Annotated in this window: 11 protein-coding genes and 1 other RNA gene; 4 read left to right on the plus strand and 8 right to left on the minus strand. The window is 68.1% G+C overall.

The features are described from left to right. Positions 1–10 precede the first annotated feature (10 nt). Complete coding sequence (gene smpB / locus AB4Y64_RS00895; protein ID WP_441814579.1) at positions 11–523, plus strand: SsrA-binding protein SmpB; 513 nt, start codon at positions 11–13, stop codon at positions 521–523. A gap of 116 nt (positions 524–639) precedes the next feature. On the opposite strand, the gene AB4Y64_RS00900 is transcribed toward smpB, so the two are convergent. Then, on the minus strand, positions 640–2,835 hold the full coding sequence (locus AB4Y64_RS00900; protein WP_441814580.1) for a CHASE domain-containing protein: 2,196 nt from the start codon (positions 2,833–2,835) through the stop codon (positions 640–642). Between the two features lie 166 nt (positions 2,836–3,001). Between AB4Y64_RS00900 and ssrA the strand changes: the two genes are divergently transcribed. Further along, positions 3,002–3,355: a transfer-messenger RNA gene (gene ssrA / locus AB4Y64_RS00905) on the plus strand. A gap of 54 nt (positions 3,356–3,409) precedes the next feature. Here ssrA and AB4Y64_RS00910 read toward each other — a convergent pair. Further along, positions 3,410–4,486, minus strand: a complete 1,077-nt coding sequence (locus AB4Y64_RS00910) for a DNA topoisomerase IB (protein ID WP_441814581.1) — start codon at positions 4,484–4,486, stop codon at positions 3,410–3,412. A 98-nt stretch (positions 4,487–4,584) separates the two neighbouring features. Between AB4Y64_RS00910 and AB4Y64_RS00915 the strand changes: the two genes are divergently transcribed. After that, the gene (locus AB4Y64_RS00915) at positions 4,585–5,211 is read left to right on the plus strand and encodes a GIY-YIG nuclease family protein (protein ID WP_441814582.1); all 627 of its coding nucleotides are present in this window, start codon (positions 4,585–4,587) and stop codon (positions 5,209–5,211) included. 67 nt (positions 5,212–5,278) lie between these two features. Here the strand turns inward: AB4Y64_RS00915 and AB4Y64_RS00920 are convergent, their stop codons facing one another. After that, entirely contained in the window at positions 5,279–5,551 is a 273-nt protein-coding gene (locus AB4Y64_RS00920) for a GlsB/YeaQ/YmgE family stress response membrane protein (RefSeq protein ID WP_441814583.1), read from the minus strand. Between the two features lie 116 nt (positions 5,552–5,667). Between AB4Y64_RS00920 and AB4Y64_RS00925 the strand changes: the two genes are divergently transcribed. Further along, positions 5,668–6,168, plus strand: coding sequence for an MgtC/SapB family protein (locus tag AB4Y64_RS00925; RefSeq protein WP_441814584.1), 501 nt, complete (start codon positions 5,668–5,670; stop codon positions 6,166–6,168). A 15-nt stretch (positions 6,169–6,183) separates the two neighbouring features. Here the strand turns inward: AB4Y64_RS00925 and AB4Y64_RS00930 are convergent, their stop codons facing one another. The 5 genes from AB4Y64_RS00930 to AB4Y64_RS00950 form a co-directional block, all read right to left on the minus strand. Further along, complete coding sequence (locus AB4Y64_RS00930) at positions 6,184–9,288, minus strand: error-prone DNA polymerase (protein ID WP_441814585.1); 3,105 nt, start codon at positions 9,286–9,288, stop codon at positions 6,184–6,186. Further along, the gene (locus tag AB4Y64_RS00935) at positions 9,285–10,697 is read right to left on the minus strand and encodes a Y-family DNA polymerase (RefSeq protein ID WP_441814586.1); all 1,413 of its coding nucleotides are present in this window, start codon (positions 10,695–10,697) and stop codon (positions 9,285–9,287) included. Before AB4Y64_RS00935 ends, AB4Y64_RS00930 begins: the two co-directional genes overlap by 4 nt. A 12-nt stretch (positions 10,698–10,709) precedes the next feature. Next, the gene (gene imuA / locus AB4Y64_RS00940) at positions 10,710–11,372 is read right to left on the minus strand and encodes a translesion DNA synthesis-associated protein ImuA (RefSeq protein WP_441814587.1); all 663 of its coding nucleotides are present in this window, start codon (positions 11,370–11,372) and stop codon (positions 10,710–10,712) included. Positions 11,373–11,381: 9 nt separating this feature from the next. Next, positions 11,382–11,990 carry a transcriptional repressor LexA gene (lexA, locus tag AB4Y64_RS00945; RefSeq protein ID WP_441814588.1) on the minus strand — a complete coding sequence of 203 codons (609 nt, stop codon included), beginning with the start codon at positions 11,988–11,990 and terminating at the stop codon, positions 11,382–11,384. 368 nt (positions 11,991–12,358) lie between these two features. After that, entirely contained in the window at positions 12,359–13,093 is a 735-nt protein-coding gene (locus AB4Y64_RS00950; RefSeq protein WP_441814589.1) for an OmpA family protein, read from the minus strand. Positions 13,094–13,128: the final 35 nt, after the last annotated feature.

Consider the following 13,128-nt stretch of genomic DNA (forward strand, 5'->3'; position numbering starts at 1 on the left):
CAATGGAGCGATGTCCAAGAATTCCAACAATAAGACCGGCAAGGATAAGGGAAAGGGCGGCGCCGGCGGGACCATTGCGCTCAACAAGCGCGCCCGCCACGACTACCTCCTCGAGCAGAAGTTCGAGGCTGGCCTGTCCCTGCAGGGCTGGGAACTGAAGGCGATCCGCGCCGGCCGCGCCAACATCGTCGAAGGTTACGCCGTGGTCCGTAACGGCGAAATGTTCCTGCACGGCGTGCAGATCACCCCGCTGATCTCGGCCTCGACCCACGTCGTCCCCGAGGAGCGCCGCACCCGCAAGCTGCTGATGCACCGGCACGAGATCGACAACCTGATCGGCCGCATCCAGCGCGACGGCTACACCGTCGTGCCGACGGCGTTCTACTGGAAGGGCAACAAGGTCAAATGCGAGATCGCCCTGGCCAAGGGCAAGCAGGCGCACGACAAGCGCCAGGCGAGCAAGGAACAAGACTGGCAGCGCGAGAAGCAGCGCGTGATGCGCGGGCACAACAAGAACGCGTAGCAGCGCGTAGACCTGCAAGCCGGCCGGCGCCCTCCCCGTCATTCCGGCGAAAGCCGGAATCCATTTCGACGTGGCAAGATCCAGAGGGGTCCCGGCTTTCGCCGCGATGACGGGTCTCAGTCGATCAGCTTTTCGCGCGGCAGCGTGAACCAGAACGTCGCCCCGTGCCCGACTTCGCCTTCGGCGCGGATCGTCCCGCCGTGGCGCTCGACGATGCGCTTGACCGAGGCCAGGCCGATGCCGTGGCCGGCAAAGTCCTCGTTCTGGTGCAGGCGCTGGAACGGCCGGAACAGCTTGTCCACGTACTCCTGCGCAAAGCCCGCGCCGTTGTCGCGGACGAAATATTCCGGGCCGGCCTCGCGCTGCACGGCGCCAAACTCGATCCGGGCGCCGACGCGATCACGAGTGAACTTCCAGGCATTGCCCAGCAGGTTGCCGAGCAGATTGCGCAGCAGCGTGGCGTCGCCAATGACGAAAAGGTCCGGTTCGATCAGGGTCTCGACCTGGCGCCGGCCGTCCCCCACCCTCAGTTCTTCCAGCACTTCGCTGGCGAGGCGACTGAGCTCGACGCGCTCCAGCTTCAGTTCGCCGCGGCTCAGGCGCGACATCTTCAGCAGCGCATCGATCAGCTCGCCCATGCGCGCGGCGGCGCGTCGCACGCGCACCAGATAGCCCTTGCCGGCATCGTCCAGGCCAATGGAATGGCGCTCGACCAGGATCCGGCTGAAACCGTCGATGGCGCGCAGCGGCGCGCGCAAGTCGTGCGAGATGCTGTAGGCGAAGGCCTCCAGTTCCTGGTTGGCCTGGCTGAGCTCGCGCGTGCGCAGCGCCACGCGCGCCTCCAGGGTGCGGTTGAGCGCGTGCACGCGGGCTTCGGCGCGCAGGCGCTCGGTGACATCCTCCACCTGCACCAGGCCGGCAATGTCCTGGCCCACGTTGCCCGGCACCGGCGAATAGGTCAGCTGCGCCTGGCGCGGCTCACCACCCTCGCGGTGCAGGCGCCGGGTGGCGCGGTGCACGCCCTGCGCATCGGTGCTGCCGCTGGCATGGGCGATCATTTCCGGTTCGTCGCTTTCGAACAGCGCGTCGAAGCGCATGCCGACCAGCGCCTGCGGCGTCAGGCCCACGATGGTCGCCAGCGCCGGATTGGCTTCGACGATATGGCCCTCGCTGTCGAGCAGCGCCTTGCCGATCGCCGAGTACAGCATGGCGCTGCGGAAGCGCTGCTCGCTGCGGCGGAAGTCCTCGGTCATGCGCACCGCGATCCGGTACGCCTGCGCCTCGGTGCGCGCCAGCATCCAGGCGATCGCGTACAGCAGCAACGACGAGAACAATCCCAGCGCGAGCAGGTTCTGCAGGCCCTGCAGGCGTGGCGCCGCTACCGCCAGCGGCGCCGAGTCGAAATCCACGCGCCAGCGTCGGCCGTACTGGTTGAAGCGCTCGCTGTGGTGGAACGCCGGCGCACGGCGGTCGCCGCCCTTGGGCGTGGCGAACAGGAGGCGCTCGTCGCCGCCTTCGTCGAAGACGCGGAAATTGGTGCTGCCATGCACGGCGCCCAGCGCATTGCTGACGAAACCTTCCATGCGCAATGGCACATAGGCCCAGCCCTGGATCTCGGACCGCCGCAGCCCGGTGGTCGCCGGCCGGCTACCGCCGCGGTAGACCGGCAGGTACAGCAGCAGCCCGGTGCCCTGCAGCGGGCCGTCCTGGATCAGGTGCACCGGACCGCTGAGGTAGGTGTTGCCTGTGTCCATGGCGGCGGTCATGGCCGCCCGGCGCACCGGTTCCGAATACATGTCGTAGCCGACCGCGGCGACGTTGGCTGGCGTCTTGGGTTCCAGATAGAGGATCGGGCCGTAGTCGGCGCGCTCGCCGCGCGGCCACACTTCGAGCATGCCGTAACCGGCATCGCGCCACAGCAGTTGCAGTTCCGGCAGGCGCGTGGCGGTCACGTACTCGCCGAAACCCAGCCCGACCATGCCCGGAAAGCGCTCCTGGATGTCCATTCCGTCGACGTAGGCCTTCCACTGCGCCGGCGTAGGCCGCTCCCGCGAGACCGAAGCGAACATCGACACACCGCCGCGCGCGACCAGTTCGTACTTGATCATGCCCTGGCGCAGCAGCTCGGTGACTTCCGCGCTCTTGCTGATGAACTCGGCCTCGGCGGCACGCAGCTCGCGCTCGCGCGCCGCCCGCCAGGCGGTGAACACCAGCACCAGTGAACCGACCAGCACGATCAGCGCCAGCAGGTAGCCCCGCCTTGGCGACAGCTCCGCGAGATCGGGGGTACGGGGGCCGGCGGCGTCGGTCATTGCGCCAAGCATACAAAGCCGGGGCGTCCGGCGGGGCATTGTCGCGGGGTTCGTCCGCTCCTGCCCTCGTCCGTTGGTTGAATGGCGGCCGCCCGGCGGAGCGTGATGGCGCTTGTATCGCCGCAGTGCGCCCCTATACTGGCTGAGTCAGCGAACAGCTGTCCCCGGGGGTGCACTGGCTTCGACGGGGGTTGCAAAATCGCCTGGCGCATGCCGAGGGGGTAGCTTTCCTCGTAAATCCAGCTGCAAACTTCTAGTTGCCAACGACGACAACTACGCTCTCGCCGCTTAAGGCGTAAGCCCCGAAAGTGCTTGTGTCCGTGTTCGCACCGTAGGGTCATCATCACGGAATCGCCGGGGACGGTTGCCTGTCAGTCCCTGGTCAACTCAAAACAGGCTGGTTCCCGGATGCGCTTTGCGCGCCGTGCTGTTCGGGGACGAGATCCAACGGAGCGCTAAGCATGTAGTGCCGGGGATGGAGTGCCTTCGGACGGGGGTTCAATTCCCCCCACCTCCACCATTCAAGCAAAAAGCCCGCCTTGTGCGGGCTTTTTGCTTTCTGAACTCTTCACGCTCACTTCCGATGCGCACGCTTCAGCAGCCGCAGCGCCGCCTGCTCCCACTGCCGCGGCCCGCGCGCGCTGGTGGTGGCGCGGTGCAGGCGCCCATCCTCCCAGCACGCGAAGACCACCGGGTCGATGTAGGACTTGCGGCAGATCGCCGGCGTGTTGCCGAGCACCTGCGCGACTTCCTTGATCACCGCGTTGCGGGTCGCCACCAGGCCCTGCGTGTCGGGCTGCCCGTCGTCCTTGCACGGGACTTCGCTGCCGGCCAGCAGGCGCACGGCCAGCAGGGTTCCGCCCCAGGTGCGGAAGTCCTTGGCGGTGAAGTCGCCACCCGTGGCGCCGCGCAGATAATCGTTGACCAGGCCGGAATCGACCGGCTGTACCTCGTCGTCGTCGTCGCGGTACTGGAACAGCATCTGCCCGGGCAGTTGCTGGCACCGGTGCATCAGGCGGGTCAGGCGCGCGTCGTCGAGTACGACATCGTGCTCCAGGCCACTCTTGCCGCGGAAGCGGAACTTGGCCCGCCCGCCGCGCAGGAATTCGACGTGGCGGTTGCGCAGCGTGGTCAGGCCGTAGGAGCGGTTGCCACGCGCGTACTCGTCGTTACCAATGCGCAGCAGGGTGTCGGCGAGCACGGCCACCACGATCGCCGATACCTTCTCGCGGCCGAGGCCACTGCGCGCCAGGTCGCTGCGCAGGCGTCGGCGCAGGCGCGGCAGCGCTGTGCCGAAGGCGATGGTGCGATCGAACTTGTCGCTGTCGCGGACCTGGCTCCAGTCCGGGTGGTAGCGGTACTGCTTGCGGCCGCGGGCATCGCGACCGGTCGCCTGGATGTGACCATTGGCGCGGGTGCAGATCCATACGTCGCGATAGGCGGGCGGGATGGCGAGGGCGCGGATCCGCGCCAGCGTCGCGGCATCACGGATCCGCCGGCCGTTGGCATCGACGTATGAAAATCCCTTGCCTGCGCGGCGGCGGCGCAGGCCGGGATCGCCGTCGCTGACGTAGACCAGGCCGCCGGCCCTGGCCGATTGCACGGCCGAGTCGGACTTGCTGGCGGTCGTGGTGCGTTCGCGTGCGGCCATGTCCGCAGCATCCGGGCGGCTGCATCAAGGCCGCGTCACTGTTGCGGGCGTCCGTTCATGCACAGGCCGCGCACCCTTCCGGCGCGATCATCCGCTCCATGGCCTTCATCCGCACCGCCGACCCCGACAGCACCCGCGCCGTCAGCGAGGGGGCTAGCTATCTGTATGTGCTCCCGTGCGCGGGCGAAGACCTGCTCAAGCTCGGCTTCTCCCGCCACCCGCTCCGGCGAATGCAATCGCTGCACACACGCTACTTCGACTTCTTCGACCTCGACCTGGCCTTCCTGGTCGAAACCGAAACCGTGCGCGATGCGCGCGATCTGGAACTCTCACTGGGCCATGCCATCGCCCTGCATTCGGCACCCGTCCCGCTGCTGGTCCGCGAGGAAGCCGGCGGTCACAGCGAGTGGTATCGCGGCGCCCTTGCGGTCCTGCAGGCCGACGCCGCCGCCCTCGCCGGCCGTGGATACACCGTCCACCGTCCGCTGCGTCCATGGCTGCGCCGCGAGTTGCTGCGCGGCCGCGACGATCTGTTCACCTGGGCGAGCAACCTGCTCATCGGCCTCGAGGGCGAACCGGACTGGCTCGACCAGCCGCAGATGGCGGCCCTGCGCCGGCACGTCCTCGACACACTGGACGCGTTTGCCGCGGTCGATATTCCGGTGGTCGAGGGGCTGCCCGATCTGCTGGGGCGCTGGTACCGCAGTGCAGCAGGAAATCGATAGGCGTGCCAGGTTCCTGGTCAGCCAGCCGCAAGCGGCTGGCGCGCCCCTTCGACCATTGCGTGCTTGCTCAGCGCGCACGCCCACGGGTGAACAGGTTGACGATCGCCAGCAGCACGATCGCACCGAGCAGCGACAGCAGCAGGCCGCCGATGCTGAAGTTGCCATCGTTGATGTCGCCACCGCCGATGCCCAGCACGCCGCCCAGCCAGCCGCCGATGAACGCACCGACGATGCCGACGATGATGTTGAGAAGAATTCCCTGCTGACCGTCACGGCGCATGACGATGCTCGCGAGCCAGCCAATGACGCCACCTACAATCAACCAGATGATCATGCCCATGTCACACCCCTCCGTTTAGGTGGACCGATCCTAGGAAGGGCGATGTGACGCGCATGTGGCGGCATCCTGGCCCGCTCGTGACGCCATCTATACATCCCCTGCCCGAGGGTGGATGTATGGACTGGACCTTGCAGCTCATCGTGCTCGGTGACACCGCCATCGCCATGGTGCTGGGCGGCGCGATCGGCTTCGAGCGCGAACTGAAGAACCGGCCGGCCGGCTTCCGCACGCATATGCTGGTGGCCGGCGCCGCCGCCCTGCTGGTTGGCCTGGGCCAACTGGTGATCACCGACCACCGCCTCGATGGCGAAGGCCTCACCCTCGATCCGCTGCGCCTGGTCGAAGCGGTTATTGCCGGCGTGTCGTTCATTGGCGCCGGTACGATCTTCGGCCATCGCGGATCGCAGGTCGTGGCTGGCATCACCACGGCCGCCTCGATCCTGATGGTCGCGGTGATCGGCGTGATGGCCGGGTTCCGCTACCACCTCTTGGCGCTGGCGGCGACGGTGCTGACCCTGCTGGTGCTGGCCGCGGTCGGCGCCATCGAGCGGCGCATGCTGGCGCGGGTGAAGGCCAGCGGAAATGGCGACGGACACTCGAAGCTTTCGAAGAAGTAAGGCTGCTGCCGCGTTTCAGTGGAAGTCGCGCGAGCTGATGTCCAGTTCGCCCAGCAGCTCGCCATAGTTCACGAGCCGCTGCGCGATCACGTGCTGCACGCCATCGACGCGTTCCAGGCGCCCTTCCACCGCCAGCAGTTGCGACTCCAGCAGCACCCGCCGCTGGCGTTCGGCCAGGTGCTTCCAGACCACGACGTTGATCGTTCCCGACTCGTCTTCCAGCGTCACGAAGATCACGCCGCTGGCGGTCTGCGGTTGCTGTCGGCCGCGCACCAGCCCGGCCGTGCGCACGCTGCGGCCGTGCTCGACCTTGTCCAGCTCGGTGGAGCCCTTGCAGCGACGCGCGGCCAGCGCCTTGCGCAGGTACGACAGCGGATGGCGACCCAGCGTGGTGCCCGTCAGCGCGTAATCGGCGCGCAGGTCCTCGTCGGGCGTCGGCATCGGCAGGCGGATCTGCGTCTCCTTGCCGGAGACGGTCGCGCCCAGCAGTGGCAACTGTCGCTCGACACCGGTGATCGCCCAGCGCGCGCGATGACGATGGCCGGCCAGTGACTTCAGCGCGCCGGCGTCGGCGAGCAGGCCCTGCTGGCGGCGATCCAGCGCGGCGCGTTCGCACAGGTCGGCGACGTCGTCGAAGGCACGCCGTGCGCGCGCCGCCTCGATGCGCTCGGCGGCAACACTGTCGAAGCCCTGGATCATGCGCAGCCCGAGTCGGATCGACAGCATCTTGTCGCGGAGCCCGGCCTGGTCGCGCAGGTGTTCGAGGCTGCAATCCCAGTCGCTGAAGCGCACATCGACCGGCAGCACGCCCACGCCATGGCGGCGCACGTCCTGCAGGATCTGGTCGGGCGTGTAGAACCCCATCGGCCAGCTGTTGATCAGGCTGCACGCGAACGCCGCCGGCTCGTGCCGCTTGAGCCAGCAGGTGACGTAGGTGATCAACGCAAAGCTGGCCGCGTGCGACTCGGGGAAGCCGTAGCTGCCGAAGCCCTTGATCTGCTCGAAGATGCGCTGCGCGAACTCGAGCGTGTAGCCGTTGTCGAGCATGCGCGTGGTCAGCCGTTCGCGATGATGCTCCAGCCCGCCGTGGCGCTTCCATGCCGCCATCGAGCGGCGCAGCTCGTCGGCCTCGCCGGGCGTGTAGTCGGCGGCCTGGATCGCCAGCTGCATCACCTGCTCCTGGAACAGCGGCACGCCCAGCGTGCGCTCGAACACCTCGCGCAGGCGCGGCGGGTATTCGACTGGCTCCTGGCCGTTGCGACGGCGCAGGTAGGGATGGACCATGTCGCCCTGGATCGGCCCCGGTCGCACGATCGCGACCTCGATCACCAGGTCGTAGAAGTTCTTCGGCCGCAACCGCGGCAGCATCGCCATCTGCGCGCGCGATTCGATCTGGAACACGCCCACGGTATCGGCGCGGCCGATCATCTCGTAGGTGTCGGGGTCGTCGGCCGGGATGTCGGCCATGGTCATCTCGCGCCGGCCGTGCAGGCGCAACTGGTCGAGGGTCTTGCGCACGGCGGTGAGCATGCCCAGGGCCAGGCAGTCGACCTTGGACACCTGCATGACGTCGAGATCGTCCTTGTCCCACTGGATCACGGTGCGGCCTTCCATCGCCGCGTTCTCCACCGGCACCAGGTTGTGCAGCGGCTGCTCGCTGATGACGAATCCGCCCGGGTGCTGCGACAGGTGGCGCGGGAACCCGATCAGCTCGGCGGTGAGCTGCATCACCCGGCGCAGGATCGGCGCCTCCGGGTCGAAGCCGCGCTCGCGCAGGTATTCGGGCATCGGCAGTTCGCCGGTCCAGCGTTCCATGGTCGCGGCCAGTTCGTTGACCTGGTCCGGCGGCAGCCCGAGCGCCTTGGCGACATCGCGGATCGCGCTCTTGCCGCGGTAGCTGATCGCCACCGTCACCAGCGCGGCGCGCTCGCGGCCATAACGCTCGAACACGTACTGCAGCACTTCCTCGCGACGCTCGTGCTCGAAATCGATGTCGATGTCCGGCGGCTCGTTGCGCTCGCGCGAGAGGAATCGTTCGAACAGCATGTTCATCGCGCCCGGGTCGAGTTCGGTCACGCCCAGCGCGTAGCACACCGCCGAGTTGGCGGCCGAGCCGCGGCCCTGGCACAGGATCGAGCGGCCGCGGGCGAAGCGGACGATGTCGTGCACGGTGAGGAAGTAGGACTCGTAGCGCAGCTCGGAGATCAGCGCCAGTTCGTGCTCGATCTGGTCGCGGGCCTTGTCGGGCGTGCCGGCGGGCCAGCGCCAGCGCGCGCCTTCCTCGGTGAGGTGGCGCAGCCAGCTGGCGGCGGTGTGGCCCTCCGGGACCAGTTCGCGCGGGTATTCGTAGCGCAGCTGGTCGAGGGTGAAGCGGCAGCGCCCGGCGATGCGCCCGGTTTCGGCGAGCAGGTCGGCCGGGTAGATCGCCGACAGAGCGCGACGTGTGCGCAGGTGGCGCTCGCCGTTGGGGAACAGCAACGCCCCGGCCTCGACCACGGTGGTGCGGTGGCGGATCGCGGTCAGCGTGTCCTGCAGCACCCGGCGCGAGCGCACGTGCATGTGAGCATCACCGGCAGCGACCAGCGGCAGGCCGTGGCGATGGCCCAATTCGCGCAGGGCCTGCAGGCGTTCGTCATCGTCCGGGCCGCGGTGCAGTTCGACGGCGATCCACAGGCGCTCGGGGAATACCGCTTTCAGCCAGCCGACATCCGCATCGCTGGCGTCGGCCGGCAGCCACAGCGCCAGCAGGCCATCGGGCAGCCCGTCGAAGTCCTCGCGCAGCAGCCGGTAGCGGCCCTTTTCGGCACGACGGCGGGCGACGGTGATCATCCGGCACAGCGCGGCATAGCCTTCGCGGTCTTCCACCAGCAGGACCATGGCGGGCCCATCCTCGATCCGCATCTCGCTCCCGACGATCAGCGGGAGGCCGCTTTTCCGCGACGCCTCCAGTGCACGCACGATGCCGGCGAGCGAACACTCATCCGTGATCGCCAACGCCTGGTAGCCCTGCTCCTTCGCACGATCGAACAGCTCCTGCGCGACCGAGGCGCCGCGCTGGAAACTGAAGGCCGACAGGCAATGCAGCTCGGCATAGTCGGGCAGCGCAACCGGGGTATTCATGCGAACCACCCGTGCAGCATGTACGGCCCGCGTTCGCCGGCGACGCAATAGGCCCAGGCGCGCTGACCGCTGGAGGTCTCCACCAGGTAATAGTCGCGGCGCACTTCGAAGCCGTCCCACCAGCCCGACTCGATGCGCTCAGGGCCGGCGAGCACGGTCAGGGCGTGATCGCGCAGCGGGATCGGTTGATGCAGCAGCCAGCCCGGACGCGGCAGCGACGGCGGCGCGACGTCGCGCTGCGCCGGCGCCTCCACGCCCCAGGCGCGCTCGGGCCGGTGATCGCCACGCACGGCCAGGCCATGCACGGCGTCGTCGCCAAGGCGCGCACGCAGGCGTTCGCGCAGTTGCGGCCACGGCATCGCCTGCTGCGAACGGGCATCGAACAGGTCACGACTGGCCGGCACGAACGGCGGCAGTTCCTGTGCGATCAGGCGCAGGCCGCGCACCGGTGCCGGCACCTGCGCCTGCTCGAGGCGGCCACGGGTCAGTTCGAACAGCGTGGCCGCCGCGCGTTCGGGTGCGAGCAGGCCGACCGTGACCTCGCTGTCCTCACAACGCTCGTGCTCGAGCACCAGCACGAAGCGCTGCACGCCGCCGTCGCGACCGGCCAGGAACGTGGCCAGGTCGGCGGTCAGCCGGCGCAGCGGAAACAGCAATGCCTGGCTGGATTCGATCTCGTGGTCGAACTCCATGCGCTGGTCGAACTCATCCGGCGGCCGGTACAGGGTCAACGGCTGGGTCATCTCGCCACGCAGCGCATCCAGGTACGGCAGCACCGTCTTCGGAAAGCGCCGGGTGATGCTGTCGCGCGGCAGCTCGAAGACCTGGCGCAGGCGGCGCAGGCCCATGCGCGACAGCGACAGCGCGGTCTCGCGATCGAGCCCGGCACGCTCCACCGGAATCTGCCCCAGGCCGGTCAGCAGGCTTTCGTCGGTCAGGCCGATGCCATCGTGGACATTGGCCAGCACGCGCGCGGCATGCGGATTGGGCGCGGCCACCAGGCGATGGCGGAACCCCATCTCGCGCAGTTCCTCGCGCAACTGCGCCTCCAGCCGCGGCCACGGCCCGAACAGCTTCAGGCTGCGACCGATCTCCAGCACGATCGCATGCGAGAACTGCGTGCTGACCTGCGAACTGAAACGGTAGGCCCATGCCGCGACCAGGTCACGCCAGTGCGCCGCCTCTTTCGCGTCATGGGCGACGCTGGTGAAGCCGGCATTGATCGCCTGCGCCGCCGCCAGCGACTGCCCCGGCCGCAACCCGAGCGCACGCGCGGCCGGATTGACCGAATGCAGCACGCGCCGCTGCACCGGGCCGTCGATCAGCGCCAATGGCTGCTCGGGCACGGGCTGGCGGCGCAGGACACCGTCCAACGCCAGTTGCGGCAACAGCAGGCAGACCCAGCGCATGACGGTCCTGCCTCACTGCCAGTCGAAGGCAATGGGCCGCGTCGGCGCCAGGCCGCCGCGGCATTTGAGCACGCGCAGTTGCTGCGGATCGGTGTCGATGGCGATGCGCAGCGCCGCCGGCGAAGGATTGCGCGCGGCCTTGGCCGGACGGATGGCAAAGCCCAGGCAGCGCCCGGTTTCGGCCGCCACCTGCAACCGCCGCAGCGCGCGATCGTCGGCATGCATCGGCCAGCACAGCACGGCCGCGCAGGCCCCCGAGCGCAGGCACTGCTCGGCCGCCCACAACGCATCGCGCGGCGGCGTATCGATCACCTGCAACTGCGACAGGCGCACGCCGGCGCGTTGCCACGCCGGTGCGAACGGCACGTAGGGCGGCGCGACCAGGATGATCGTGCCTTTATCCAGCGGGCCTTTATCCAGCGGGCCTTTATCCAGCGCGCCGTCCTGCTGCGACAGCCGTGCCAGCGTCGGCCACAGCAGACGCAACTCACCGACGCCATCGGCCGGGATCAATAGTTCGGTCAACGCACCGTCGGGCCAGCCACCGGAAGGCAGCACGGCATCGAGCATGGCGTGCCCGCTCGGCTGCGGACTGGCCGACAGCACATGGCGCTGCTGGCCTTTCCAGAGCCGGCGCTGGTCCAGCAGGCTGTCGATGGCGACGACCGCGCCCATGCCCTGCCCTCAGCCCTGCCGGATCAGACCGCAGAAGATGCCTTCAATGGCGAAGTCCTGGCCGGGCCCGACCACGATGGGCGAATGCGCCGGGTTGCGCGGCAACAGGCGGATGCCCTCGCCCTCGTGCTCCAGCCGCTTGATGGTGATCTCGCCATCGACCCGCGCCACCACCACCTGGCCATCGCGCGCCTCGCTGCTGCGATGCACCCCGACCAGATCCCCATCGAGGATGCCGTCGTCGATCATCGAATCGCCCTGCACCCTGAGCAGGTAATCGGGCGCACGCGAGAACAGCCGGCGATCGAGCCGCAACCGCGGCGCGTCCTCGACGATGTCGGCCCCGATCGGCACACCGGCCGCAACCCGACCCAGCACCGGCAGGCTGACCAGCTCACCCGGCGCATCGCGACCGACCAGGCGGATGCCGCGTCGCTGGTTTGGCACCAGCTCGATCTGGCCAGCGTCGGCCAATGCCTGCACATGCTTTTTGGCCGCTGTGACCGACGCGAACCCGAAAGCCTGTGCGATCTCGGCCAGGCTCGGCGGCTGCCCCTCCTCGATCCGATCACGGATGAAGGCCAGGACGGCGGTACGTTTCGGGGAAGGGCTGGCCATGGTGCATATATTTACACCTTGGCGTCAGGATTGAACAGATCCGCCTGTCGTCTTTGCGCGAGCGGTGATCATTGGCCCAATAGATTTCAACGCCTTACGAATGATTGCTGAAGCCCTGGCCGAAATGTTGCGGGACAGGGTCCCGGCCGTCATCCCGGCGAAAGCCGGGATCCATTGGCAACCCGAAGACCAGGCAATAAAGCGCCGAAGCGCCGTTGGATGGCCCACGCCCCGCGTAAAGACAGGACGTCGTCCGCGGGGCGTAGCGATCCCCGGGTTGGCGGACGGCGCCGCACCGAAGACAGAAGCTCCGCCAAAAGCAAAGAGCCGCCCGAAGGCGGCTCTCTACGAATCACACCTGCGCCGGATCAGGACTCGATCGGCACCAGCGTGATCTCGACGCGACGGTTCTGCGCACGACCCGACTCGGAATCATTGCTCGCCACCGGACGGGTCTCACCCGCGCCGACCACGATGAAACGATCGCGGTTGAGGCCATGACCGGTCAGATAGCCCGACACCGCATTGGCACGCTGCTCCGACAACTTCTGATTGTAGGCATCGCTACCAACGCTATCGGTATGACCGGCCACCTCGACGATGGTCTGGTTGTACTCCTGCAGCGTGCGCGCAACGTTGTCGAGCACCGGATAGAACTCCGGCTTCAGATTGGACTTGTCGAAATCGAAGGTGATGCCGCTGGGCATGTTGAGCGTGATGTTGTTGCCGTCGCGGACGACATCGACGCCAGTACCGGCCATCTGGTCGCGCAGCGCACGCTCCTGACGGTCCTGGTAGTTGCCGATCGCAGCACCGGCAAGGCCACCCACACCAGCGCCGACCAGCGCACGCTGGCGACGCTCGGTGGCATCGTCACCGCTGAGCAGGCCCGCGGCGACACCGGCCAGCGCACCGATCAACGCACCCTTGCCGGTCTTGCTCATGCCCTGCTGCTGCGCCGGCGGCGGCTGCTGACCCTGCTGCTGCGGCGGATACTGACCCTGCGGATACTGCTGGCCGTAATAGGGCTGGCTGGTGGCGCAACCGGCCAGCACGGCGGTCATCGCCAGCGCGGCGAATGCGATCTTGATCTGGTTCTTCATCGGGAAGGTCCTTCCTGGAAAGTCGGATGACTGAG

Source organism: Lysobacter sp. TAF61 (assembly GCF_052113485.1).
Taxonomy (GTDB): domain Bacteria; phylum Pseudomonadota; class Gammaproteobacteria; order Xanthomonadales; family Xanthomonadaceae; genus Lysobacter_J.

Excerpts from the sequence above, each read along its gene's own strand:
- AB4Y64_RS00930 (WP_441814585.1), bottom strand. The coding sequence starts at position 9,288 with ATGAATACCCCGGTTGCGCTGCCCGACTATGCCGAGCTGCATTGCCTG.
- imuA (WP_441814587.1), bottom strand. The coding sequence starts at position 11,372 with ATGGGCGCGGTCGTCGCCATCGACAGCCTGCTGGACCAGCGCCGGCTC.
- AB4Y64_RS00920 (WP_441814583.1), bottom strand. The coding sequence starts at position 5,551 with ATGGGCATGATCATCTGGTTGATTGTAGGTGGCGTCATTGGCTGGCTC.
- AB4Y64_RS00915 (WP_441814582.1), top strand. The coding sequence starts at position 4,585 with ATGGCCTTCATCCGCACCGCCGACCCCGACAGCACCCGCGCCGTCAGC.
- AB4Y64_RS00900 (WP_441814580.1), bottom strand. The coding sequence starts at position 2,835 with ATGACCGACGCCGCCGGCCCCCGTACCCCCGATCTCGCGGAGCTGTCG.
- lexA (WP_441814588.1), bottom strand. The coding sequence starts at position 11,990 with ATGGCCAGCCCTTCCCCGAAACGTACCGCCGTCCTGGCCTTCATCCGT.
- AB4Y64_RS00910 (WP_441814581.1), bottom strand. The coding sequence starts at position 4,486 with ATGGCCGCACGCGAACGCACCACGACCGCCAGCAAGTCCGACTCGGCC.
- AB4Y64_RS00935 (WP_441814586.1), bottom strand. The coding sequence starts at position 10,697 with ATGCGCTGGGTCTGCCTGCTGTTGCCGCAACTGGCGTTGGACGGTGTC.
- AB4Y64_RS00950 (WP_441814589.1), bottom strand. The coding sequence starts at position 13,093 with ATGAAGAACCAGATCAAGATCGCATTCGCCGCGCTGGCGATGACCGCC.
- AB4Y64_RS00925 (WP_441814584.1), top strand. The coding sequence starts at position 5,668 with ATGGACTGGACCTTGCAGCTCATCGTGCTCGGTGACACCGCCATCGCC.
- smpB (WP_441814579.1), top strand. The coding sequence starts at position 11 with ATGTCCAAGAATTCCAACAATAAGACCGGCAAGGATAAGGGAAAGGGC.